The 24,788-nt window shown below is 60.0% G+C and carries 23 protein-coding genes; 15 read left to right on the plus strand and 8 right to left on the minus strand.

Annotated elements, in window-relative coordinates:
- Positions 1–384: 384 nt before the first annotated feature.
- Positions 385–1,527, minus strand: a complete 1,143-nt coding sequence (locus PMI37_RS07810) for a pectate lyase family protein (protein ID WP_008079668.1) — start codon at positions 1,525–1,527, stop codon at positions 385–387.
- A 199-nt stretch (positions 1,528–1,726) separates the two neighbouring features.
- Between PMI37_RS07810 and PMI37_RS07815 the strand changes: the two genes are divergently transcribed.
- Positions 1,727–2,482: a FadR/GntR family transcriptional regulator gene (locus PMI37_RS07815; protein WP_008079675.1), complete on the plus strand. Its 756-nt coding sequence runs from the start codon at positions 1,727–1,729 to the stop codon at positions 2,480–2,482.
- Between the two features lie 4 nt (positions 2,483–2,486).
- Here PMI37_RS07815 and PMI37_RS07820 read toward each other — a convergent pair whose 3' ends face one another.
- The 3 genes from PMI37_RS07820 to PMI37_RS07830 all read right to left on the minus strand — a co-directional run bounded on the left by PMI37_RS07820 (position 2,487) and on the right by PMI37_RS07830 (position 5,041).
- A complete protein-coding gene (locus tag PMI37_RS07820; RefSeq protein WP_008079676.1) occupies positions 2,487–3,380 on the minus strand; it encodes an SMP-30/gluconolactonase/LRE family protein in 894 nt (297 codons plus the stop codon).
- On the minus strand, positions 3,377–4,219 hold the full coding sequence (locus PMI37_RS07825) for an NAD-dependent epimerase/dehydratase family protein (RefSeq protein WP_008079677.1): 843 nt from the start codon (positions 4,217–4,219) through the stop codon (positions 3,377–3,379). Before PMI37_RS07825 ends, PMI37_RS07820 begins: the two co-directional genes overlap by 4 nt.
- 96 nt (positions 4,220–4,315) lie before the next feature.
- Positions 4,316–5,041 carry an oligogalacturonate-specific porin KdgM family protein gene (locus PMI37_RS07830; RefSeq protein ID WP_008079678.1) on the minus strand — a complete coding sequence of 242 codons (726 nt, stop codon included), beginning with the start codon at positions 5,039–5,041 and terminating at the stop codon, positions 4,316–4,318.
- 360 nt (positions 5,042–5,401) lie between these two features.
- Here PMI37_RS07830 and PMI37_RS07835 point away from each other — a divergent pair, with 360 nt between their 5' ends.
- The 9 genes from PMI37_RS07835 to PMI37_RS07875 all read left to right on the plus strand — a co-directional run bounded on the left by PMI37_RS07835 (position 5,402) and on the right by PMI37_RS07875 (position 15,835).
- Complete coding sequence (locus tag PMI37_RS07835) at positions 5,402–6,556, plus strand: mandelate racemase family protein (protein WP_008079679.1); 1,155 nt, start codon at positions 5,402–5,404, stop codon at positions 6,554–6,556.
- A gap of 72 nt (positions 6,557–6,628) precedes the next feature.
- A complete protein-coding gene (locus PMI37_RS07840) occupies positions 6,629–8,239 on the plus strand; it encodes an ABC transporter substrate-binding protein (protein ID WP_008079680.1) in 1,611 nt (536 codons plus the stop codon).
- Between the two features lie 84 nt (positions 8,240–8,323).
- Positions 8,324–9,337 carry an ABC transporter permease gene (locus tag PMI37_RS07845; RefSeq protein ID WP_371924614.1) on the plus strand — a complete coding sequence of 338 codons (1,014 nt, stop codon included), beginning with the start codon at positions 8,324–8,326 and terminating at the stop codon, positions 9,335–9,337.
- A gap of 46 nt (positions 9,338–9,383) precedes the next feature.
- Positions 9,384–10,994, plus strand: coding sequence for an ABC transporter substrate-binding protein (locus tag PMI37_RS07850; protein WP_008079682.1), 1,611 nt, complete (start codon positions 9,384–9,386; stop codon positions 10,992–10,994).
- A 62-nt stretch (positions 10,995–11,056) separates the two neighbouring features.
- The gene (locus PMI37_RS07855) at positions 11,057–11,974 is read left to right on the plus strand and encodes an ABC transporter permease (protein WP_008079683.1); all 918 of its coding nucleotides are present in this window, start codon (positions 11,057–11,059) and stop codon (positions 11,972–11,974) included.
- A gap of 11 nt (positions 11,975–11,985) precedes the next feature.
- Positions 11,986–12,825 (plus strand): ABC transporter ATP-binding protein, encoded by an 840-nt coding sequence (locus PMI37_RS07860; RefSeq protein WP_008079684.1) that lies wholly within the window; start codon positions 11,986–11,988, stop codon positions 12,823–12,825.
- A 10-nt stretch (positions 12,826–12,835) separates the two neighbouring features.
- Positions 12,836–13,612 carry an ABC transporter ATP-binding protein gene (locus PMI37_RS07865; protein WP_008079685.1) on the plus strand — a complete coding sequence of 259 codons (777 nt, stop codon included), beginning with the start codon at positions 12,836–12,838 and terminating at the stop codon, positions 13,610–13,612.
- 23 nt (positions 13,613–13,635) lie between these two features.
- On the plus strand, positions 13,636–14,004 hold the full coding sequence (locus tag PMI37_RS07870) for a 5-carboxymethyl-2-hydroxymuconate Delta-isomerase (protein ID WP_008079686.1): 369 nt from the start codon (positions 13,636–13,638) through the stop codon (positions 14,002–14,004).
- A gap of 13 nt (positions 14,005–14,017) precedes the next feature.
- Positions 14,018–15,835: a glycosyl hydrolase family 28 protein gene (locus PMI37_RS07875; protein WP_008079693.1), complete on the plus strand. Its 1,818-nt coding sequence runs from the start codon at positions 14,018–14,020 to the stop codon at positions 15,833–15,835.
- An 8-nt stretch (positions 15,836–15,843) separates the two neighbouring features.
- Here the strand turns inward: PMI37_RS07875 and PMI37_RS07880 are convergent, their stop codons facing one another.
- Positions 15,844–16,122 carry a hypothetical protein gene (locus tag PMI37_RS07880; protein WP_008079695.1) on the minus strand — a complete coding sequence of 93 codons (279 nt, stop codon included), beginning with the start codon at positions 16,120–16,122 and terminating at the stop codon, positions 15,844–15,846.
- Positions 16,123–16,222: 100 nt separating this feature from the next.
- Complete coding sequence (gene rtcR / locus PMI37_RS07885; RefSeq protein WP_008079696.1) at positions 16,223–17,827, minus strand: RNA repair transcriptional activator RtcR; 1,605 nt, start codon at positions 17,825–17,827, stop codon at positions 16,223–16,225.
- A gap of 204 nt (positions 17,828–18,031) precedes the next feature.
- Here rtcR and PMI37_RS07890 point away from each other — a divergent pair, with 204 nt between their 5' ends.
- The 5 genes from PMI37_RS07890 to PMI37_RS07910 all read left to right on the plus strand — a co-directional run bounded on the left by PMI37_RS07890 (position 18,032) and on the right by PMI37_RS07910 (position 23,460).
- Positions 18,032–19,579, plus strand: a complete 1,548-nt coding sequence (locus PMI37_RS07890) for a TROVE domain-containing protein (RefSeq protein ID WP_008079698.1) — start codon at positions 18,032–18,034, stop codon at positions 19,577–19,579.
- 336 nt (positions 19,580–19,915) lie between these two features.
- Positions 19,916–21,142 (plus strand): RtcB family protein, encoded by a 1,227-nt coding sequence (locus PMI37_RS07895; protein ID WP_008079700.1) that lies wholly within the window; start codon positions 19,916–19,918, stop codon positions 21,140–21,142.
- A gap of 14 nt (positions 21,143–21,156) precedes the next feature.
- Complete coding sequence (locus tag PMI37_RS07900) at positions 21,157–21,945, plus strand: nucleotidyltransferase domain-containing protein (protein ID WP_008079701.1); 789 nt, start codon at positions 21,157–21,159, stop codon at positions 21,943–21,945.
- 8 nt (positions 21,946–21,953) lie between these two features.
- Positions 21,954–22,979: an RNA 3'-terminal phosphate cyclase gene (rtcA, locus tag PMI37_RS07905; RefSeq protein WP_008079704.1), complete on the plus strand. Its 1,026-nt coding sequence runs from the start codon at positions 21,954–21,956 to the stop codon at positions 22,977–22,979.
- A 151-nt stretch (positions 22,980–23,130) separates the two neighbouring features.
- A complete protein-coding gene (locus tag PMI37_RS07910) occupies positions 23,131–23,460 on the plus strand; it encodes a hypothetical protein (protein ID WP_008079706.1) in 330 nt (109 codons plus the stop codon).
- A gap of 58 nt (positions 23,461–23,518) precedes the next feature.
- On the opposite strand, the gene PMI37_RS07915 is transcribed toward PMI37_RS07910, so the two are convergent.
- Together PMI37_RS07915 and PMI37_RS07920 are read right to left on the minus strand one after the other, a co-directional pair.
- Entirely contained in the window at positions 23,519–23,932 is a 414-nt protein-coding gene (locus PMI37_RS07915; RefSeq protein WP_008079714.1) for a VOC family protein, read from the minus strand.
- Between the two features lie 158 nt (positions 23,933–24,090).
- A complete protein-coding gene (locus PMI37_RS07920; protein ID WP_008079717.1) occupies positions 24,091–24,678 on the minus strand; it encodes a hypothetical protein in 588 nt (195 codons plus the stop codon).
- Positions 24,679–24,788 lie beyond the last annotated feature (110 nt).

Consider the following 24,788-nt stretch of genomic DNA (forward strand, 5'->3'; position numbering starts at 1 on the left):
GATCAATCAATTGGTCCAGTAGTGGTGTAGTTGCGCAGGGCCTCATCGCGAGCAGGCTCACTCCCACAGGATTCTGTGTTGTGAAGTAAATTGCATTCGATCATTGAGAGCACTGAGTTGATCCAGTAGTGGTGTGTCTGATTTTTCGCTGGTGTCTGACCTGTCCTCATCGCTGGCAAGCCAGCTCCCACAGGTTTTGGTGTTGTGTCGCAGATCGTATTGACCACATGGCTCCTTGTGGGAGCTGGCTTGCCAGCGATGGGGCCAGTCGGGGCAATAAATAATCCAGTTTTTTTCAGGACTTCACCCCTGCACGGTCTTCAAGCAGACATGAAAAAGCCCTCGTCACCGAGGGCTTTTCATTAACGCGGTTACATCGATCAATCAGATCTTGCCAGCGCCAGCCTTGGCTTTAACATCAGCAGCGACTTTGTCCGCGTTCAGCGGAGTGTAGCTGTAAGGCGGGGTCCAGCCGATGCTCGAACTCCACGAACAGCTCAGTGCGCTGCCATTGAGTGTCGAGCCTTGGTCGCGGTAAACGCTGCCGCCGTAGTCGCCGGCGATTTTGTCGCAGCCGCTGATGCCGGAGATTTCGAAAGCGTTTTTCTCGGAAAAAATCTTCGAGTTTTTGCCCACGCCGTGCGCGTAGCTGAACGGGTAGACCTTATGACTGGTGCTGCCCACGTGATAGTTGTTGTACAGGTGCACCTGGCCGAAGCGAACGCGTGGTGCGCGTGCGGAGATGTTTTCGAACAGGGTATTGTGAATCGTGACCTTGAGCTTGCCATCATCGGTGGTGCGGCTGTCGCTCGAACCGATCAGGTTGTTCTTCTCGTGCGATTTGAACGCTGAGTAGGAAATGGTCACGTAGTTGGCACCGTTTTTCACGTCCAGTGCGCCGTCGTGGTGTTGCTTCGGACGACCGTTGGCAGTGCCGTTCTGGTCATCGGTGCGGCGGCCATCGGTGAAGGTGACATGGTCGACCCACACATTGTTGGCGCCTTCGATGGTCAGCCCGTCGTACTCGGAGTTCCAGTTGCCGGCGCTGCCGTCATTGGCGTCCCAGATCGGCTCGGGATCCCACGGGTTTTCGATGGTGATGTTGCGGATGATCACATCGTTTTCCTTGGCATAGAAGAAACCCTCGCGGATCTCTGCCGTGCTGCTCGTACCGACGATGGTCGTCTTGCCCGGGATATCCAGACGGCCGCGCTTTTTCATATCGGCGGTCGTCGTATAAGCTTTGCCTTCGCTGACGTCGATGAGCCCGGTAATCTTGATGATGCGACCGTTGGTGCCGACCGACGCGCTGAGTGCGGCTTTCAGTTCGGCGGCGTTCTTCACGGTGTAGATGTTGTTGGCTGCGGCTTTGGAGCCGCCCTTGGTGCCACCGTTTTGCGTGGCCCAGCCCGTCGTTGCAACATCGAGCCAGATATCGGCCGCTTGTGCAGGCAGGCTGGAAAACAGCAGGCTGCCGAAGATGGCGCTGGCCAGTTTGCAGGCCGTGAAGGTTGATGGTTTTGTCATGAGTAATCAGATCCTTGATTAACTTGAGGGTTTTACACGCGAAGTTTCGACGTGTTTCTCGAGCGGACGTCCTTATCGCCATTGCAGCGAATCGAACGTCCGCTGCATGAGAAATCCTATCATGTGAACTGGTGCGTTGTCGTACAACTGAATGGGCTATGATGCGTAATTATTCGAAAATTCGAGATTTTTGTTGCTGATGGACAGACCCAACGCCACACCCAATGTTCGTCGCCGGCATCGCAGCCTGGCGGAGGACCTGGTCACCGAGCTGTCCCGACGCATTTGCAGCGGCGAACTCGCGCGCGCGACGAAGCTGCCGACTGAATCTCAGGTCATGGCCGAGCACGGCGTCAGCCGCACAGTGGTGCGCGAGGCGATATCGCGTCTGCAGGCAGCAGGCCTGGTGGAAACCCGTCACGGTATCGGCACCTTTGTTCAGGACATTCCCAGCCCGAGCGGTTTTCGCATTGATCCGGACAGCATCGTCACGCTTGAGGATGTCCTGGCGGTGCTTGAGTTGCGCATCACCCTCGAGGTCGAGGCCGCTGGCCTGGCGTGCGCGCGACGTACCGATGAGCAACTGCAACTGATGCGTGACTCGCTGGACGCCATCAATTCCCGCGCCGTTAGCGTCGACTACGCCGTGTCGGCGGATTTCCAGTTCCACCAGCAAATTGCGCTGGCCACCGGCAACCGCTATTTCACCGACATCATGCTGCACCTGGGCGCGAACATTCTGCCGCGCACACGCCTGCATTCCAAGCGCCTGGAGAATGACCGCAAGGAGCCGTATCTGGAGCGCCTCAGTCGCGAGCATGAAGACATTTACATTGCGATTGTCCGGCGTGATTCCGACGCCGCACGCGCAGCCATGCGCTTGCATCTGTCCAACAGCCGCGAGCGTCTGCGCCGTGCCTACGAAGCTGCAGACGCGGCGGCGTTGAACGTCTGACGCCTCAGGCGCGGGCCTTGGGTTCGGGCAGGCCTTGAACGCCTGGGTTGAGGGCAAAGACTCCGCCCGCCAGCGGCTGATCGGTGAGATCGATGCCTTGCGGGCGAATCGAGGTGACAAACAGGGTGTCCAGCCGCGGGCCGCCAAAGGCGCACATCGTCGGTTTCTTCACCGGCACCGGCAGCGCGCGATCCAGTTTCCCCTGCGGGGTAAAGCGCAGCACCAGGCCGGCATCAATTGCGCAGATCCAGTAACAGCCGTGTGAATCGACGGCCGCTCCGTCCGGTCGACCGGGGTGGTCGTTCATGTCGACGAACAGGCGGCGGTTGTGCGGCGTGCCGCTGTCAATGTCGTAATCGAAGGCCCAGATCAGTTGCCGGCTCGGGTGCGAGTCGGACAGGTACATGGTGCGGCCGTCGGGGCTGAACGCCAGGCCGTTGGGCACCACGAGTTCCTCCAGTTGCGGCGCCAGCACTGATACATCGTTCAGGTGTTTTGCGTCGTAGCGATACAGCGCGCCAACCGCCTCGGCGCCCATGGCGGTTGGCATCGAGCTGGCCCAGAAGCGTCCCTGACGATCGCAACGACCATCATTGAAACGCATCCTCGGGCGGGCGTGCTCGACGCCGATGAGCTTTTCCGCAGCCAGACGTCCGTCAGCCTGCGGGCGCAATTTAAACAGGCCACTTTCCTGCGCGCCCAGCCAATGTCCCGCTTCGCTGCGGGCGATACAGGCGAGCATTTCGTCCGCCTGCCAGCAGTCGGTCTGGCCGTCGAGTTGCCAGCGATGCAAGCGGCCGGCCGGAATATCCACCCAATACAAGGCGTTCTCGTCGGCTTGCCAGACCGGGCTTTCACCGGTGGCGTTGCGCGCATCGACAATCAGTTCGGCCGTCATGAGCGCGTCTGCGCTGGCGCTTCAAACGGACCTGCTGCGGTAAAGGCGCCGCCCTGGTACAAGCGGTCGGGATGGTCGGCGGCGAGTGCCGGTTGTTGTTCGACCTGTGCGCGAAAGGCCTCGGAACTGTCCTGCGGCGCAAAGCCCAGGTGCGCGGCGTGGCGGTTGTTCCACCACTGATCACGGTTGGCGGACACCCCGTACACCACGCTGTGCCCGACATCGCTGGCCAGCAGAGCGCGGGCGATCAGGTGCTCGAGATCGGTATAGCTCAACCAGGTCGCCAGCATGCGCAGGTTGCGCGGTTCGGGGAATGAGGAACCGATGCGCAGGCTCACTGTTTCAATGCCATAGCGGTGGAAATAAAAGGTTGCCATGTCCTCGCCGTAAGCCTTCGACAAACCGTAATAACCGTCCGGGCGACGCGGCGAATGGGCGTCGATCTGTTCGTCCTGCGAGTAGAAACCGGTGACGTGGTTGGAGCTGGCGAACACGATGCGCTTGACCCCGTGCAGGCGCGCGGCCTCATAAACATGAAAGGTGCCGCGAATATTCGCCTCGAGGATTTCTTCGAAGGATCGCTCCACCGAGATCCCGCCCAAATGCACGATGGCATCGATGCCCTCGGCCAGCGCGGCGACAGCGGCCTTGTCGCTCAGATTGCAGTTGATCACTTCATCATGCGCGCCGCGGCTCGGCGTCATCGCACTGATGTCCGAGGAGCGGACGATGTCGGCGTGAACCTGCAGGGTTTCGCGCAGAATCTGGCCGAGCCCACCGGCGGCGCCGGTCAGCAAAATACGGTTGAAGGGTTTGGCCAGCGTGGTTTGTGTGGTCATGGTCGGGTCTTCCATTACGCGGAGGTGAAGAGGGTGGGCGGCAGGGTGTCTGCCCGACAAGCGATGCGCGCTCGCCAGGCAAAAGCTGCGCGCGGCTTACATGAAGTTGTATTGCACGCCCAGACGCCAGCGAGCCTGGCGGTCGGGTGAGGTGGACTCGACTTTGATGTCGCCGATTTCCATGAAGGGCGCCCATTGTTTGGTGAGCTTGTATTTGATGATCAGGTTCTGTTCGTAGTCGCTCTTCTTGTTGTCGTAGCGGATGTAGTCGGTCTTGAAATAGATGAACTGATATTCGTAAGCCCACTTGTTGGCTGGCGTGTAGCCGAGCCAGCCTTCGAAGCGGTGGGTGGTCTGGTCATCCTTGTAGTGATCGGGCATGTCTTTGTTGACCTGGTCGCGATCGAGTTTGCGCAGGTCCAGGCGGTAGCGCGTCGCTACGTAAAAGGCGTCATCGATTTTGTAGTTGTACTTGAGGCCGAACTTGTAGGCGGTCGCATCCTTGGAGCTGTCCATCTGAAACGCCGGTGTCAGCGTCGACTGCGCGCTGAGCTTGTAGTTGTAGCTCACCGTGAACTCGTGGCCGTTGTTGACCATGTTGTCGTAGGCGACATCTTTGCGGTCACCGGCCGTGCGGTATTTCATTTCCGCCTCAAATCCCAGGCCACTGTCCAGGCGGTAGTTGAGCTTGATTCGGTCGGCGTGGGCGCTGTCCTCCTCGGTGTACTGATGGCGGTAGTTGAGGCTGGCAGAGTCAGCGAGGGCAGAGAAGGGCAGGCCGAGGGCCGCGACAGTGACGAGCGTGCGTAGGGTGGTGTTCATACGGTCTTCTTTTTTGTTTTTGTTAGGGTCGTTTGACGAGTACTACAGGCACCGCGATGTTGCGTATGGCTCTCATTTGAGGCGCAGATATAAGTTATCGTACGACAAGATGACTCGTCTACGTGATTTTGCTCATTTGGAAACATGTTGATACATATATGCCATGTGAATAGGGGTCTAAAGCAAATCCTGTTATTCAGTAGTCGTCTTTAAAATTGGCGCTTTGATGGGCGCTTAGCTGCAAAGGCTTGGAAGAGCAGAAGGGTTATTGGGTCTTTTCAAGTGTTGTACGATGACCTATGATCGGTCGCAACCGACGACACTCCTGTCACAAATCCAATAAGAAGGCTCAAGACGTCCATGAGAATCACAGCAGTCAACGTCCAGGTTTTTTCCTATCCCACCCGCCGCGCAGTCGACAGCGCCGGTCATGCTCATCCCGGCGATGTCAGTCAGGCGCAAATGGCGTTGCTGCGCATCCAGACCGAAGACGGCAAGGAGGGTTACGCTCTCGGAGCGCCGGAGCTGATTCGTCCTTATGTGCTGGATGGTTTTGTGCGCAAGGTGCTGGTCGGGCAGAACGCCTTTGATCGCGAAAAGATCTGGCATGACCTGGCGCACTGGCAGCGTGGCAGCGCCAGCCAGTTGACTGATCGCGCGCTGGCGTTGGTCGAGCAGGCGTTGTGGGACTGGGCGGGGCGCAAGCTCGGCGTGCCGGTGCACAAGTTGATCGGCGGTTTTCGCGACAAGGTGCCGGCGTACGGCTCAACCATGTGCGGCGATGAATTGCCTGAGGGCCTGGCAACGCCGGAAGACTACGGACGCTTTGCCGAAACGCTGGTCAAGCGCGGCTACAAGGCGATCAAGTTGCACACCTGGATGCCGCCGGTCTCGTTCGCACCGAGCCCGCGCATTGACGTCAAAGCTTGTGCGGCAGTGCGCGAAGCGGTGGGCCCGGACATCGCCTTGATGCTCGACGGTTATCACTGGTACAGCCGCACCGAAGCGCTGTACATCGGACGCGAACTGGAAAAACTCGACTTCGCCTGGTTTGAAGAACCGATGATGGAAGAGTCCGCTGAATCCTATGCCTGGCTGGCGGGGCAACTGGACATTCCGGTACTCGGCCCGGAAACCCTGTCCGGCAAACACCTGAGCCGGGCCAGTTGGGTCAAGCACGACGTCTGCGACATTCTGCGTGCCGGCGTCGCCGGGGTCGGCGGGATCGGGCCTTGCCTGAAAGTCGCGCACATGGCCGAGTCGTTTGGCATGGACTGCGAAATCCATGGCAACGGCGCAGCCAACCTGACGGTGGTCGGCGCGATCAAGAACTGCACCTGGTACGAGCGCGGCTTGCTGCACCCGTACCTGGATTACGACGAGGTGCCTGCGTACCTCAAGCGCCTGGTCGACCCGATGGACAGTGACGGTTTTGTGCACCTGTCCGACCTGCCGGGTCTGGGCGAAGACATCGACTTCAACTTCATCGAGATGAACACACTTAAAAGCTTCTGACGTGTACGCGGGCTGCCCGGTGCATGCCGGGCTGTCCGAGAGCCCTATAAATATAAGAAAGGCACTCTCGCTATGAACATTCTTCCTTCGCTGTGGGCGCGGGTTCTGGCGGCTACCCTGACGGTGACCGCGCTACCTGCCGTCCATGCCAAAACCCCGGCCGATCAATTGATCGTCGGCATGAGCATGATCAATCTGCTGTCTCTCGACCCGGCGGCGGCCACCGGCCTGGACGTGTCCGAGATCAATGCCAATCTCTATGACATGTTGCTGGTGCAAGACGTCGCTGCGCCGGATCAGCTGTTGCCGGCACTCGCCGAGCGCTGGCAAGTCAGCGACGACCGCAAGACCCTGACCTTCAATCTGCGCCAGGGCGTGCAATTTCAATCGGGCAACCCGTTGAGCGCTGAAGACGTCGCCTGGTCATTGCAGCGCGTGCTCAAACTCAACCTCGCATTGGCTTCCACTTGGAAGGCTTACGGTTTTACTGCCGAGAATGTCGAGCGTTCGATGCGCGCGACCGATGCCAATACCTTCGTCATTGAATTGCCGCGACCCACCGATCCGCAGTTGGTGCTCAACACGCTGGCGACGTCGCCAAGCGCTTTCATTCTCGACCGCAAAAAAGTCCTCGAACACCAGAAGAACAATGACCTCGGCGCCGCCTGGCTGGTGACCCACGCCGCCGGCAGTGGTGCCTTCGTGCTCAATGACTGGCGGGCCAACGATGTGATTCTGATGAGCCGTTTCGACGGTTATTGGGGTGGCCCGGCCAAGCTCAAGCGCATCGTCATGCGCAACATGACCGAGTCGCAGTCGTTGCGTCTGATGATTGAGCGCGGTGACCTTGACATCGCCAAAGGCATGTCGGCGCCGGACATCCAGGCCTTGCAGAACAGCGACAAGGTCCGCACGCAAACTCTGCAACGCGGCACGCTGTACTACGTCGCACTGAGTGTGAAGCAGCCGATGTTCGCCGACGCGCGCGTGCGCAAGGCTGTGCGCTCGTTGATCGACTACCAGGGCATCAACCAGACCGTCATGCCGCACTACGGCGTGATCAATCAGCGGCCGATGCCGTTGGGACTGGCCGCGCGTCTGCCGGATCCCGGTTATCGACTGAATGTCGATGAGGCAAAAAAACTTCTCGCTGACGCCGGTTACCCCAACGGGTTCAAGACCAGCATCCGCGTGCTGGCCGAACCGCCCTTCATCAACATTGCCTCCAATCTGCAATCGACGCTGGCGCAGGCCGGGATCGAAGCCAGCATCATCACCGGCACCGGTAACCAGATCTACGGCGCCATGCGTGAGCGCAGTTTCGACATCATCGTCGGCCGTGGCGGTGGCGGCGCCGAACGTCATCCCCATTCGAGCCTGCGCACGCTGGTGTACAACCCGGATAACCGTGACGAAGCCAAGCTGAGCAACTTCCAGGGCTGGCGCACTTCGTTTTACAGTCCCGCGTTGAATCAGTTGATCGAGAGTGCCGAAGTCGAGCCCGATGCGCAGAAACAGCAGGCGCAGTATCAGGACATTCAGCAACAACTCGATCAGCAAGTGGGCGCCATTCTGCCGGTCTCGCAGATGACCGACACGGTGCTGGTCTACGCCGATGTTGCCGATTTTCAGGGGCACACGGCCGCGACCACGCGCTACAAAGACGTCTACAAAAAACGCTGAAATGCACGGATGAACTTCGCGTGCCGGGTGCACCGGTGACCGTTTTATCAGGAGCTGACTATGTTTGTTATGACTGCCTCTGCCATGGGAGCCCGCGCCTCCAATACCGCGCGGCGTGCCAGCACGGTACTGGTGACGTTGCTGGGCCTGCTGGCGCTGACGTTTATCATCGGTCGGGTGATGCCGCTCGATCCGGTGCTGGCGGTGGTCGGGCCGGACGCCGACAGTTCGACCTACGAGCAGGTGTACCGGGCGATGGGGCTCGACAAGCCGATCTGGACCCAGTTCGGCCTGTACCTCAACGACTTGCTGCACGGTAATTTCGGCAACGCGCTGTTGACCGGGCACCCGGTGCTCGATGACATCCGCCGGGTGTTCCCGGCCACCATCGAGTTGGCGACCCTGGCCATCCTCTTCGGTGTGCTGATCGGTTTGCCGCTGGGCGTCTGCGCGGCGAGCAATCAGGGGCGACTGGGCGATCATGTCGCCCGAGTGATCACCCTGTTCGGCTATTCCACGCCGATTTTCTGGCTGGGCATGATGGGCCTGCTGGTGTTCTACGCCTGGCTCGGCTGGGCCGGGGGCGCCGGTCGCATCGACCTGGCGTACGACGGCATGGTGCCCGAAGTCACCGGGCTGTTGCTGATCGATTCGAGCCTGGCGGGCGATTGGGAAGCCTTCGCCAGCGCCTTGCGCCACATCGTCTTGCCGGCGCTGATCCTCGGGCTGAACTCGGTGGCTTACATCAGTCGGATGACGCGCAGCTTCATGCTCGAGCAACTGTCCCAGGAATACATCATCACCGCTCGGGTCAAGGGGTTGTCGCGCCGCCAGGTGGTCTGGGGTCACGCCTTTCGCAACATCCTCGTGCAGTTGCTGACGGTGGTGGCGCTGGCTTACGGCTCGCTGCTCGAAGGCGCGGTGCTGATCGAAACGGTCTTTGCCTGGCCGGGTTTCGGCCAGTACCTGACCAGCAGCCTGATGCTCGGCGACATGAACGCGGTGATGGGCTGTGTGCTGGTGATCGGTTTGATTTTTGTCGCGCTCAACCTGATCAGCGATGCCTTGTACAAGGTCTTCGATCCGCGCACGCGTTAACACGCCTGGCAGCAGCACTAAAAATTATAAAAAGAAGGATTTTTCAATGACGACTGCATTTACCAAACTGCACGCTGGCCTGTTGGCGGCGATCCTGGCTCTGGTGCCGATGACGCAGGTCAGCGCCAAGACGCCGGCCGATCAACTGATCGTCGGCATGAGCATGGTCAACCTGTTTTCCATCGATCCGGCCAACGCGCCCGGCCTCGACGCTTCCGGCGTCAATGCAAATCTTTACGACACTCTGGTCAAGCGTGATCAGGGCAATCCGGAGCAGCATCTGCCGCAACTGGCCGAGCGCTGGACGATCAGCGACGACGGCAAGCAGATAACCTTTCATTTGCGTCAGGACGTGAAGTTTCACTCCGGCAATCCGCTGACCGCTGAAGACGTGGCCTGGTCGCTGTACCGGGTGATGAAACTGAATTTCGGCCTGGCCACGACCTGGAAAGCCTACGGTTATAACGTCGACAACATTCAGTCACTGATCCGCGCCAGCGATACCCACACGCTGGTCGTCGACTTGCCGCAAACCATGGACCCACTGTTATTGATCGACTCGCTGGCGATCTCGCCAAGCGCGGTGGTGATCGATCGCAAAACGGCTTTGGCGCATGAGAAAAACGCTGACCTCGGTGCTAACTGGCTGGTGACCAACGAGGCCGGCAGCGGACCCTTTGTGCTGAGCAAATGGACGGCGAACGACTCGCTGTTGCTGACCCGCTTCGACGGTTATTGGGGCGGTGCTGCCAAGCTCAAGCGCGTGGTGGTGCGGCACATGACCGAATCGCAGTCGCTGCGCCTGATGCTGGAACGCGGAGACCTCGATCTGGCGTATGGCATGGCCGCACCGGACATCCGCGCCATCGACGGTTCGGAAAAAATCCATGTGCAGTCACTGCCGCGCGGCACCATGTACTACGTCGCGCTGAGCATGAAACAGCCCGAATTTGCCAATCCCAAAGTGCGCGAAGCGGTGCGCAACCTGATCGACTACAAGGGCCTGGACGAACAGGTGATGCCGTATTACGGCCAGCTGAATCAGCAGCCGATGCAACTGAGTCTGGCGGCGCGCCTGCCGGATCCGGGTTATCACATGGACGTCGCCAAGGCGAAAAAACTCCTCGCCGAAGCCGGTTATCCGGACGGCTTCACCACGACCATTCGCACATTGTCAGAGCCGCCCTTCATCGACATCGCCGCGCGCCTGCAAGCGACGCTGGCCGAGGGCGGGATCAAGGCCAGCATTGTCAACGGCACTGGTAACCAGGTGTATGGCGCGATGCGCGCGCGCAACTTCGACATCATCGTTGCGCGTGGGGCCGAGCGCTATCCGCATCCGTATTTCAGCCTGCGCACGTTTGCCTACAACCCCAACAACAGCGATGACGCCGGCCTGCCGAATTTCCAGGGCTGGCGTGCGTCGTTTTTCAGCCCGCAGCTCAATAGCCTGATTGATCAGGCCGGGGTCGAACGCGATGCCGGCCAGCGCCTGAACCTGTACCACCAGGCACAGAAAATCTACGACGAGCAGGTCGGCCCGATCATGATGATTTCGCAGATGACCGACACCGTGGTCAGCGCCGCCGACGTCAAGGGTTTCGCCGGTGATGATGCCGAGGCGACGCGGTATCTGGGTGTCTACAAACAACGCTGAACGCTGCCCGGTGCGTCGGCGTACGCGCCGGGTGATCCTGAATTCAATCCGAGAACATGCCCATGATTGCCAACATGTCTTCTACTGATTCGAGCGCCAAGCGGCGGTTGGATCGTACCCCCGGATCCAGCTTCGACGCCTTCTGCAAAAGTGCCCTGAAAGTCTTGCGGCACTTGTTGCGCAACCCGATGACCCTGGCCGGATTGCTGGTCGCTTTGGTGCTGGTGGTGGTGGCGCTGTTTGCGCCGTGGATCGCCACCCATGATCCGGTGGCGCAAAACCTCGCCAATGCCCTGCAGGCGCCGGGCGCTGCCCACTGGTTCGGCACCGATGAATACGGCCGGGATATCTTCAGTCGGCTGGTCTACGGCTCGCGCATCACGCTGTACATCATCAGCCTGGTGACCGTGATCGTCGGCCCGATCGGCCTGTTTATCGGCACTGTCTCCGGCTACTACGGTGGTGTGGTCGACACGGTGTTCATGCGCCTGACCGACATCTTCATTTCCTTCCCCAGCCTGGTGCTGGCGCTGGCGTTTATCGCTGCGCTCGGTCCGGGCCTGGAGCACGCGGTGGTAGCGATTGCGCTGACGTCGTGGCCGCCGATCGCGCGACTGGCACGGGCGGAAACTCTGTCGTTGCGCAAGGCTGACTTCGTCGTGGCGGTGGAGCTGCAAGGGGCTTCGTCCACGCGAATCATCCTGCGGCACATTGTGCCGATGTGCATGTCGTCGGTGATCATCCGCCTGACCATGAACATGGCCGGGATCATCCTCACCGCAGCGGCTTTGGGCTTTCTCGGTCTCGGTGCGCAGGCGCCGTCGCCGGAGTGGGGCGCGATGATTTCCACCGGGCGCCGCTACATGCTCGAGTGCTGGTGGCTGGTGGCTGTTCCGGGGGCCGCAATCATGTTGGTCAGCCTGGCTTTCAACCTGTTGGGCGACGGCCTGCGGGACATTCTTGATCCGCGCAGCGAGTAATCGGAGGCTGTATGTCTGCAATCAAATTGAACGTCGAAGGGCTCAATGTGCGCTTCGTCAATGCTCAGAAAGAAACCCATGCCGTGCGCGATGTGTCCTTCACCTTGGGGCGGGAAAAACTTGCCATTGTCGGTGAGTCGGGCTCGGGTAAATCGACGGTCGGGCGCAGCCTGCTGAAACTGCACCCGGCCAGCGCGCGGATCACCGCCAAGGCCATGCAGTTCGGTGAAGTCGATCTGCTGTCAGCCGGCGAAAAGGTCATGCAGAAGATTCGTGGCCAGCGCATTTCGATGATCATGCAGGACCCGAAATACTCGCTGAACCCGGTGGTCAAGGTCGGCGATCAAATTGCCGAGGCGTATCTGGCGCACCACAAGGCCAGCCGCAGCGAGGCCCGCGAGCGGGTGCTGGAAATGCTCGAAAAGGTGCATATCCGTGATCCGCAACGGGTCTACAACCTGTACCCGCATGAGGTCTCCGGTGGGATGGGCCAGCGGATCATGATCGCGATGATGGTCATCACCCGACCACAAGTGATCATTGCCGACGAGCCGACCTCGGCCCTCGATGTCTCGGTGCGTCAGCAAGTGCTCAACGTGCTGGAAGAACTGGTCGAGCAGCAGGAAATGGGTCTGATTTTCGTCAGTCACGACCTCAACCTTGTGCGCAATTACTGCGACCGCGTGTTGGTGATGTACGCCGGCAGGGTGGTCGAATCGCTGGCCGCCTGCGACCTGCAACAAGCGCAACATCCCTATACCCGAGGCCTGATGGCGGCGTTGCCGAGCATGGACAACCGTCGCGAACGGTTGCCGGTGTTGCAACGCGATCCACTGTGGCTGACTTGCTGAGGAATCGACCATGTCCATGATCCAAGCACACGCGCTGAACCTGAGTTTCGGCGCCGGCCCGGCCCTCAATCAGGTGCTGCACGACGTCAACCTCAGTGTCGCCGACGGCGAATCCTTCGGCCTGGTGGGGGAGTCCGGCTCCGGCAAGACCACCGTATTGCGCTGCCTGGCCGGGCAGTACCGGCACTGGACGGGCGAGTTGAGCATTGCCGGCGCGCCGCTGCAGCACAAGATTCCCAAGGAACATTTCCGTCAGGTGCAGATGGTGTTCCAGGACCCTTACGGCTCGCTGCATCCGCGCCACACCGTCGACACGGCGCTGCGTGAGCCGCTGATTATCCACGGCGTGCGCGATAAGGACGACCGGATCAACGAGATCCTGCTCAAGGTCGGTCTGAACGACAGTTACCGTTTTCGCTATCCGCACCAGTTGTCCGGTGGCCAGCGCCAGCGGGTGGCGATTGCCCGTGCGCTGATTCTCGAGCCGCGCGTATTGCTGCTCGATGAGCCGACCTCGGCGCTGGATGTCTCGGTGCAGGCGGAGATTCTCAATCTGCTGGCGGATTTGCGCCGGCGCGAGAAACTCACCTACCTGATGGTCACTCACGATCTCGGTGTGGTCACGCACCTGTGTGATCGGGTAGCGGTGATGCAGCAGGGCAAGATCGTCGAGCTGCTCGACAGTCAGGCGCTCAGCCAGGATCTGGCAAGCCACGCCTACACGCGGATGCTGGTGCAGGCCAGTCGTGATTTCAGCCAGGAGTCGGTGCACCAGCTCGCTGGTTAAGCCGATCCATCAAGGAGCGCGACATGCCGCATTGTCTTATCGATTGCCCGCAAACCCTGGCCCAGCGTGTCGGCGAGCAAACCCTGCTCGCTGCCGTGCATGACGCCCTCGATGCCTTCGGCCTGTTCAAGGCCGGGGACATCAAGGTGCGCCTCAATACGTTCACGCATTACCGCTGCGGCGCGGGCGCGGACGATTTTGTCCACATCGTCCTGTCGGTGTTGTCCGGGCGCAGTGCTGAACAGCGCCGGCGTCTGGCCTCGGCGACCGTGGCGGCGCTGCTCGCTTTGCTGCCGGACGTCGAGTCGCTGTCGATGGAGGTTGTGGAAATGCCCCGCGAGACATTCGTCAACCGCAGCCAATACCTGCAAGAAGCCGGATTGTCGGCCTGAACAAGGAGTGCTCATGCCTTATCGAAATGTTGTTCCGACGCGGCGCAAACAGCCTTTGGCTTTGTCGCTGGCGGCCACGTTGACGCTGGTTTGCAGTGTGCCGTCGTGGGCGCTGGAGGCGCCGGTAAAACTGCAGGTGCCGACCCTGGCCTACGATGATCAGCAGATCATCCTGGTCTGGGAAAAGCCCGCCGATCACGCCGATATCAGCGACTACCGGGTCTACGCCAACGGTGTGTTGCTGGGCGGCAGCAACGCCAACAATGACCGCGTCTCGCCGGCCAAACCTTACATCGACCGCTTCTACGAACAGGATGTTGCCGGTTTTCATCATCGCATCGGCATTCACAGTTACACCGCGCAAGGCTTGAAACCGGATACGGCCTATCGGTTCACCGTGCGTTCGGTGGGCACCGATGGCACAGAGTCGGCCGACAGCCCGCCCGTTGTACAACGGACGAGCAAGGTCGCCGCCGTGTTCGATGTCAGGAAGTACGGCGCCAAGGGTGACGGCAAAAGCCTTGATACTTTGGCGATCCAGAACGCCATCGACGCCTGCACCCCTGGCTGCAAAGTATGGTTGCCCAAGGGCACTTACAAAAGCGGGGCGCTTTACCTGAAGAGCAACATCACCGTGGAAATCGCCGAGGGCGCAACGCTGCTGGGTTCCGAGCGGGCCGAAGACTATCCGCTGGCCGGCTATATCCAGTATCCGTATTCGAGCACCGTGCGCCCGGCGTCGCTGATCAACGCCTTGCCGCGTGATCCGCGTCAGCATCAGTCGTTCGAAAACATCCGCATCGTCGGCAAAGGCACGATTGACGGTAACGGCTGGAAGCGCCGCGCCGATGTCGTCGACGAACGCGGTCAGCCATTGCCGTTCTACCTGCCCAGCGACAACACCCGCTACCAACAGGACGGCATTCTGGCCAAGGCGCAAGTCGAACAAGCGGTGGCGCGCGGCATGAACGTCAAGGATGCCTACGGCCAGATGCGCTCGTCGCTGATCACCCTGCGCAACGTGAAAAATGTGTTCTACGGCGGTTTCACCGTGGTGAACCCGGCCTTCCACGGGATCATGAACCTGGAAACCGAAAACGTGGTGCTGGCCAATACCACGCATAAAACCTACGACGCCAATAACGGCGACGGTATCGAATTCGCCAACAGCAAGGGCGCGATGGTCTTCAACAACTTCTTTGATACCGGCGATGACTGCGTCAATTTTGCTGCGGGTACCGGGGCCGATGCCGTGCAGCAAAAGCCGCAGGAAGACGCCTGGATCTTCAATAACTACTTCCGCAAGGGCCACGGCATGGTGGTTGCCGGCAGCCATACCGGCGCGTGGATTCAAAACATCCTCGCCGAAGACAACGTTTCCGATGGCACCGATGCCGGCCTGCGCATGAAGAGCACCAACTTCATGGGCGGCGGCGCGCGTAACGTGATCTTCCGCGACTCGGCGATCCGCAATACGCTCAAGCAGGCGTTCATTTTCACCCTCGACTATAACGATCCGAACGCCAAGTTGGATTACCAGCGTTCAACCATTCCCGGGCAGTTCCGCGATATCCGCGTCGCCGACGTGAGCGTCGAAAATGCTCAAGGCAGGGCGATCGAGGTCAAGGGCGACAGTCAGCATGACGCCTGGCATCAAGGGTTGGTGTTCGAGCGCGTACGCTTCAGTGGCTCGGCCAAGGCGCAGATTGACGGGTTGAAGGATTCGCTGTTCGAGCATGTGTCGTTCAGCGGGCACGGCGCTACCAACCCGTGGCAAATCACCGGCAGTGTCGGGCTGACGTTCAAGGATGTGCAGCCACCACCTCCGTAGAACCCTGATCAAGGTTTCGGCGATTTACCGAGATCTTCCGAGTCGCTTGAAGTGGCTGCATCTTTTGCCGTTTCATGCGACTCGGCGCCGGAGTTCGAGCCCGACGCCTCTTCACCTTTCTTGTCGGCCTTGTCTGCGTTGGACTGAGCTTTGCCGGCCTGATTCACGCCGGGAAGCGCGGTCGGTGGCGCGGCAGACTCGTCAGCGGTCTTCGCGGCTGCCGAGGCGAAAAGCGGGCAGGCCGCGAGCAGGCCGGCCAGGGTGATTGCTGCAATTTTGCTGTTCATGATGGGCGTCTTCCGGTCGAAGCGGATGGTGATTCATTGGAAGCGCCCGGCAAGCAAAGGTGCCCGCTGCTGGACGGGCGGTCTGTCGCTAAAATTCGCCTCACTTGGGTTCGATAATCTGGCCCCACTCGAGCCCGAATCGGCCGAGGTATTTCCTCAGTCGATCGGCATCGTTGGGTTGTGCCTTGGCCTGGCGCGATATTCCGAACAGCCGGCGGCCGGCATCGGACAAGCTGTCTGCCTGCCGGCATACCTCGATCACTGCCTTCAATTGCAAGCGGTCAAAAAGATCCATGGTTTCGGCGTCCCCCGGCAATTCTCCTGAAATCGCCTGCGGTTGCGCCAAGCCCCAGGCATAACGCAGCCGGTCGATCTCTTCCTGCACCTGCGCCTCATCAATCCGTCCGCTGTCGGCGAGGGTCGCCATGCGCGTAATCGACGCCGACAATTCGCGGAAGTTGCCCAACCACGCCGCCTCGCGAGAGCTGGCGAACGTCAAGTAGCTGCGCCGGGCTTCGAGGTTGAAGCGCACCAGTTGCCCGTGTTCGCGGGCGTGGCGTTCCAGCTCAAAATCAATGTTCGGTTCAATGTCCTCGCGGCGGCCGGCGAGGCCGGGCAGGTCGAACGTCCACAGGTTGATGCGCGCGTACAAATCTTCGCGAAACAAACCATCAGCGACTCGGCTGCGCAGGTCGCGGTGGGTGCCGGCGATGATCAGGAAATCGCTTTCAACTTCCTTGTCCGAGCCCAGCGGAAAGAAGCGTTTTTCTTCAATCGCCTTGAGCAGCATCGCTTGCTCGTCTGCGCCCAGTTCGCCGATCTCATCGAGAAACAGCATGCCGCCATCGGCAGCGCGCAACAGGCCATCGCGAGCGTTCTGTGCGCCGGTGAAGGCGCCTTTGACATGGCCGAACAGCGCCGACATCGCGCCATCGCCACGCAAGGTGGCGCAGTTGACCTCGACAAAACGCCCTTGCATCTGATGGCGACTGCGTTTGAGTTCGTAGATGCGTCGGGCGAGGAAGGATTTGCCGGCGCCGGTCGGGCCGATCAGCAGCATCGGCGCCTTCGAGCGCACGGCCACGCGCTCGATCTGTTCGATCGAGCGGTTGAAGGCGGCGTTGCGTGTGGCGATGCCGGACTTCAAGAACTCCAGGCCTTCGAGGCGCTTGTTGGCGAAGCGCGAAGCGATGCGATCGTAACGCGACAGGTCGAGATCGATCAGGGCATGCGTGCCGATGGCGTGATCGCTTTCGCTGTTGCGCTTGGCCGGGGAGGTCTGGATCAGCCGCGCTGGCAGATAGCGCGCCTCGGTCAGCAGGAACCAGCAAATCTGCGCGACGTGGGTGCCGGTGGTGATGTGGACGAGGTAGTCCTCGCGCTCGGTGTCGAAATCGTAGGCGGTGGTGAAGTCGTGCAGTGCGCCGTAGACCTCTTCGAAATCCCACGGGTTGCGCAGTGACATCGGGTGCAGGCGCACTTCGGTCTCTGGCGAAACCTGCTGGATGTCGACGCGCACCCGCTCGGCGAGGCTGACGTCGCGGGCGTCGATGCCGTGAATCAGCTCGAGCCGGTTGATCAGCACGTCTTGCTGTTGGCAAAGGCCAACACTGGGGCGCCAATGGCTCCAGCGATTGGCACCCTTGCCGACGCGATCGAGGGTGGCGCCGATAAATCCGATGGCGACGGTTTGCTTGCTTGGCATGTTTATCTCAAAAGATAAAAGACGATATCCAATGATAAATATTCGGTGATGGGTTTGTCGTCAGTTGATTCGATGAAATACGGCATAAAAAATAAAAATGTTGTAAATCAATAAGATATAAATATTTTTCGTTGGAAATCAAAAGCTGGCACAGCCGCTGCAATGTCTATCGCAACGAACAGGACAACACAGCGAGATGCCAAGATGGCCAACTCAACGCTCTTCAACACGCAATCGAATCACCTGCCGGCCTGCGACACCTTGAATGCTTCCGGTGCCAGCGCTTATGCCTACAGCCCGAAGCACCAACTGGCGCAATTGGCTGTGACCGGTTGCCTGAACCAGACCTTTTACGCCTCCGCAGAAAGTCAGCTGGATCAAGTGTTGAAGCTGGTGGCCGAACTCGACAGTCGCTTCGTGGCGAAAGCCGCGATCTACGCTCGCAAGAAAGGGCACATGAAAGACATGCCGGCATTGCTGCTGGCGGCATTGACCGCGCAGCGTTCAAGTCTGGTGCCAGAGGTTTTCGAGCAAGTGATCGACAGCGGCAAGATGTTGCGCAACTTTGTGCAGATCCTCCGTAGCGGTGCCACCGGGCGTAAATCCCTTGGCTCGCAACCCAAGCGTCTGGTGCAGAACTGGCTGAACAGCGCGACCGAGCGGCAACTGCTGCAAGCGTCGATCGGCAATCAACCGTCGTTGGCGGACGTGGTGAAGATGGTTCACCCCAAACCTGCCGAAGCGTGGCGCGAAGCGTTTTTCGCCTGGTTGATCGGCAAACCGGTGGAGGCAAAAGCCTTGCCGGAGCTGACCCGCGATTTGCTGGCGTTTCGCAGCGGCGCGAGTGATGAGGTGCCGGCGGTGCCGTTTCAGTTGCTCGGCAACGAAACACTGAGCAAGGAACAATGGGCCAATCAAGCCCGCAACATGGGCTGGCAGGGACTGCGCATCAACCTCAACACCCTGGCGCGGCACGGCGCGTTTGAAGTGCCGGGGTGCATCGACTATGTCGCGGCGCGATTGGCCGATCCACAGGAAGTGGCGAAGGCGCGGGTGTATCCGTACCAGTTGTTGTCGGCTTATCGGATGATGGGCGAAAACACCCCGGCAGCGATCCGCGACGCCTTGCAGGAGGCCCTGGAGTTGTCGCTGGCCAACGTGCCCACGCTTGAGGGCGCGGTGGTGGTTTGCCCGGATGTGTCGGGTTCGATGGGCAGTCCGGTGACCGGTTATCGCCCTGGTGCGACCTCGCAGGTGCGCTGCATCGACGTGGCGGCGCTGGTCGCCGCAGCGGTCTTGCGTAAACAGCCGGCTGCGCGGGTCATGCCGTTCGAGGTCGATGTGGTGGATATCCAGCTCAACCCGCGTGACAGTGTGATCAGCAACGCCGAGAAGCTCGCCGGCATTTTTGGCGGCGGCACCAACTGCTCGGCACCGCTGAAGAGGTTGGCGGACAGCAAGGCCAGGGTCGATACGTTGATCATGGTCTCGGACAACGAATCGTGGATCGATACGCAGCGTCGCGGTGCCAGCGAGACGATGCGTCAATGGGAGCGGATCAAGAAGCTCAACCCACAGGCAAGGCTGGTGTGCATCGACATCCAGCCAGGCCATGCAACACAAGCGGCGGATCGCGATGACATCTTGAATGTCGGCGGTTTCAGCGATGCGGTGTTCGACGTGATCGAGCAGTTCACCGGCGGCCAATACAGTGCGCAGCACTGGGTCGAGGCGATCGAAAGCGCGTCATGAATTGATTGATCACCGGCGCTGAATGCCGATGGGACTACATCCAAAACGTCTCATCAAGCCCTTGTCAGCGCCAGTGACGGCACGAATGCCTGATGGCTGTACATCCAAGGCCGGTTAAGTCCGGAGCGCGGCAACGCGCAACAGTCATCAACTTTTGTCGTGCCACCTTTTTTGCGGTTATTGGCAGCGAATGCGACAGGCACTACATCGGAAAGCGGGTTCGACTCCCGCCCCGGCAACGGGGGCTCAACTGGCAGAGCCACAGTGCCTGTGTTTTTGTCGCTGCGACTTACAGAACAACGCCGAATCATCGGCCAATGAATAAAGAATGAAGACATGAAAGAACACACTTACCAACTGCTCGAAGTCGCCAACGGCAAACCGATCAAACTCTGGACCGAAGGCGTCCCGGTGGAAAAAGAGGCCCGCGAGCAGTTGATGAACACCGCGAAAATGCCGTTCATCTTCAAACATCTGGCGGTCATGCCGGACGTACACCTGGGCAAGGGTTCGACCATCGGCAGCGTGATCCCGACCGTCGGCGCGATCATTCCGGCCGCAGTAGGCGTCGACATCGGCTGCGGCATGATCGCCGCGCGCACGTCGCTGACGGCCGCTGATTTGCCGGACAACCTGCTCGGTCTGCGCAGCGCCATCGAGCAAGCCGTGCCGCATGGCCGCAGTTCAAACCGTTCGCGACGCGACAAGGGCGCCTGGGATGAAATCCCGCAGCAAGCCGATCAGGCCTGGGCGGGACTGCAACCACGGTTCAAATTGATTACCGACAAGTACCCGAGACTGGCCAACACCAACAACCGTGGGCACCTCGGTACGCTCGGCAGCGGCAACCACTTCATTGAAGTGTGCCTGGATGAAGCCAACCGGGTCTGGTTCATGTTGCACAGTGGCTCGCGCGGTGTCGGCAACGCCATCGGCAACCTGTTCATCCAGATGGCTCAGGCGGATATGCGTCAGCACATCGCCAACCTGCCGGACCGTGACCTGGCCTACTTCGAAGAAGGCAGCCAGCACTTTGATGATTATGTCGAAGCAGTGGGGTGGGCGCAGGACTTCGCCAGGCAAAACCGTGAGCTGATGATGCGCGCGGTAATTCAGGCGACTCGACAGATTATTCGCAAGCCGTTTGAAGTGGCGCTGGAAGCGGTCAACTGCCACCACAACTACGTGCAGAAAGAGCGGCATTTTGGTGAAGAGGTGCTGGTCACCCGCAAAGGCGCGGTGTCGGCGAAGAAGGGCGAGTTGGGGATTATTCCGGGCTCGATGGGCGCCAAGAGTTTCATCGTTCGCGGTCTGGGCAACGAAGAGTCGTTCAGCTCCTGCAGCCACGGTGCCGGCCGCACCATGAGCCGCACCAAGGCGAAGAACACCTTCACCGTCGAAGATCAGATTCGCGCCACTGCCCACGTCGAGTGCCGCAAGGACGAAGCGGTGATCGACGAAATTCCGATGGCCTACAAGGACATCGACAAAGTCATGCACGCCCAGCGTGAGCTGGTGGAAGTGCTGCACACCTTGCGTCAGGTGGTGTGCGTCAAAGGATAAAAGGAAAGCAGGTCATGGAACTGAAAGAGCGTCATCCGCTGTGCGACACGATGCGTGCGCGGGTAATGGAAGAGCTGGCGCGCCTTGAGCGTGAACGCAATGTCACCGTTTTGTATGCCTGTGAGTCCGGCAGCCGGGCCTGGGGTTTTGCCTCGACCGACAGTGATTACGACGTGCGGTTTGTTTATGTGGAGAAGCCCGAGTGGTTCGTCCAGGTCGATACGCCACGTGACGTGATCGAACGTCCGCTGGACGATGAGCTCGACGTCAGTGGCTGGGAACTGCGCAAGACCCTTGGGTTGTTGCGCAAGTCCAATCCGACGTTGCTCGAGTGGCTCGATTCGCCACTGGTTTATCGCAGCGAAACCGCTCAAGTGGCACAGCTGCGCGAACTCGCTGAAGCGTTCTACAGCCCGCCAGCGGCGCGCAATCACTATCTGTCGATGGCGAAGAAGAACTTCCGCGGTTACCTGCAAGGGGAAACCGTACGGTTCAAAAAGTACTTCTACGTGCTGCGGCCGCTGCTGGCGGTGCGCTGGATCGACCAGGGCCGAGGCCGACCGCCGATGACCTTCGCCGATCTGCTGACCACGGTCGACGACCGCGCGCTGCTCGCTGAAGTCGACGAACTGCTGGCCCTCAAACGCAATGCCGACGAAAGCGCCTACGGGCCGCGTCGTCCGGCGCTGCACGGGTTCATCGCCGCCGAGCTTGAGCGCGAAGTGCCCACATTACTCAGAACGTCGGAAGACTCGCGACGCCTGGATCGGTACCTCAGGGAAACCGTCGGGTTGTACGCGTAAGGAATGCAATGAAACAGGAAGTGATAGAACTGGACGGTGCCATCGGTGGCGGCCAGGTGTTGCGCAGTGCCTTGAGCCTGTCGATGCTGACAGGCCGGGCGTTTCGCATTAAACAGATCCGCGCCAAACGCAGCCGTCCGGGGCTGTTGAGGCAACATTTGACGGCGGTCATGGCGGCGGCCGAGGTTTGCGGCGCGACGGTTGCCGGTGCGCAGTTGGGCTCGCAAGCGTTGAGTTTTGAACCCGGTGCGATTCGCTCGGGCGATTACCAGTTCGCCATCGGCACGGCCGGCAGTTGCACGCTGGTGTTGCAGACCTTGTTGCCGGCCCTGTTGCGGGCACCGCAGGCGAGTCGGGTGCGCATCTCGGGTGGTACGCACAACCCGCTGGCGCCGCCGACCGATTTCCTCGCGCGCAGTTGGCTGCCGCTGTTGCGGCGGATGGGCGCCAACGTCGAGCTGGGCTTGTTGCGACATGGGTTTGTCCCGGCAGGCGGTGGCGAGATTGAGGTGAACGTGCAGCCGTCGAATCTGACGCGGCTGGATCTGTGCGAACGCGGCGAGGCCATCTCGCAACAGGCATCGGCGCTCACCGCCGGGCTGGCGCCGACGGTGGCCGAACGTGAGCTGAGCCAGGTGGCCAAGCGCTTGAGTCTGCCGCCTGCGGCGCTGCAACATGTCACGCTCGATGCGGCGCGGGGCCCGGGCAATGTGTTGTTGCTAGAGTACGCATTCGAGCACGTCACCGAAGTGTTCAGCGCGTTTGGCCAAGTGTCGCTACGGGCTGAAAAGGTAGCTGATGCCGCGATCAATCAGGCCGCCGACTGGTTGCGCAGTGGTGCTGCGGTGGCCGAGCATTTGGCCGATCAGTTGCTGTTGCCAATGGCGCTGGCCGGTGGTGGCTCGTTCACCACGCCACGCATGACCGAGCATCTGCACAGCAATATCGCGGTGATCGAGTTGTTTTTGCCGGTTCGCATCGATTGTCGGGAGGAGGGCGCTGATCGATTGCGCGTTGAGGTCATCGCCAACTGATTGCCAGGCCAGGGGCGGTGGGATTTCATCAGGAAATCCCGCCGCCCTTTTTTACGTCCGCAAAAAACTCGCGAAAGGCGGCAAATTGCTGGCCCCCGGATTTTTGCTTCCCCGGCAAAATCGCCTTTTTTCAAAAGGTTAGGTTGGCTCTATGCGGACGATTGTCATCACCGTTGCAACGCTTTCCCTGGCTGTCCTCGCCACTGGGGTGCAGGCGAAAGAGTTGAGTAAAAGCCATCGCTTTGCCTGCACCTGGGGCTCGGACATTGCTGCCGGTGCCCAGCAATCGAAGCTGTCGGGCGTCTCGCTTTATGGCGCACGTAAACAATTGCAGGTACGTCGCTTCCAGCAGCCGTGGATGCGCATGACCGCGATGGGGATTGTCGAGCAAACCTACAACAGCACGTCGAAGCTCAAACCGGCGGCGGTCAAGCAGACCTATTACGAACAATGCGTGCGCCACGAATTGGCCCAGCGTTAATACAAAAAGCCCAACCTGAACAGGTTGGGCTTTTTCATGGCTGACGAAAATCTCAGCGTTACTTCTCACTCTCGCAATTGACCATCCACGACGCGCCAAAGCGATCCACCAACATGCCGAAGCGCGCAGCCCAGAACGTCGCCTCCAGCGGCATGTCGACGCGGCCGTCCTTGGCCAGGGCGTTAAACACTCGCTCGGCTTCAGCGATGCTGTCGACGTTCAGCGAAATCGAGCAGCCACTCATGCCCTGGGTGGGGCGGTCGGGTGTGGTGTCCGAGGCCATCATCCTCTGATCGCCGACCTTCAGGCAGGTATGGATGATCAGACCATGATGTTCTTTGGGCACATGTTCGGCAGCAGGTGTTTCGCCGAACGTCATCATCGCCTCAAGCGTTCCTTGCAGGGCTTGCGCATAAAAGGTGAAGGCTTCGCGGCAGTCACCATTGAAGATCAGGTACGGGTTGATTTTCATCTCTCTGCTCCCGGCAGTCAGGCGCGGAGCGTGGCGAGGGTTCGCCGGGTTCCGCGATGGCGGTTAAAACATAGCAGAGCGTTGGACGTCGGGACGGGCAGAGTCTTCCAGACGTTTTTCTTATGAGAAATGCTGGGTTTAGCACTGCACTGGTCTGCCTAATCGACGATGACGCGATCGCCGCCCAGGCAAATTGACAATTGGTGGCCTTGTTTATCGAATGCGCAACTCGGCAGCGGCTTTTGCAGGGCGTTTTTTATCGGAAACCCGACAAACAACAGGGCGATGAGCAGTGCCACGACGAACTGGCCGATGAGGAGAGGGCGGGACGGTAGAGCGGTGGTCTTGAAGCGCGGGCGCAGGAACAGCCCCAAGGCCACAAAGGCGGCACCGGTCAACATGGCTCGGCCGATTTCGTCTGGACTGACGCTATAGATCAACTGATCCGCATTGTCTGGATAGTTGAGGTAGCAAAAGGTGCCAATGCCCAAAGTAGAAACGCCTGCGCCGACGCAGGCAAAAATCGATCCCGGCGTGCGCAAGATCAAGGTCAACAACATTCCCGTCACGGCCATGAGCCAGCCGCCGTTGAACACTAGCCCGTTCATGCCGCCCATCAAGGTGCCGCCGACGTCGGTCGGTTTCAATAGCTTCCAGTCAGTGAAAACGATGTGCGCCAGCAGTGACAGCGCGGCAAGCCAGCAGATCAGGTAGTAAATCCATAAAGCTTTGGGGCGGGTTAACACACGCAGTCCTTTTCGTGGTGTCGGGGAGGGCGCCAGTATGCCGAGGAACCTTTGCGGTGTGAAATTCAGTGGTGGCGCTGGAGTACCATGAGCCACTGTCATCATCTGCA

The sequence above is a fragment of the Pseudomonas sp. GM80 genome, from assembly GCF_000282515.1.
Lineage (GTDB): Bacteria > Pseudomonadota > Gammaproteobacteria > Pseudomonadales > Pseudomonadaceae > Aquipseudomonas.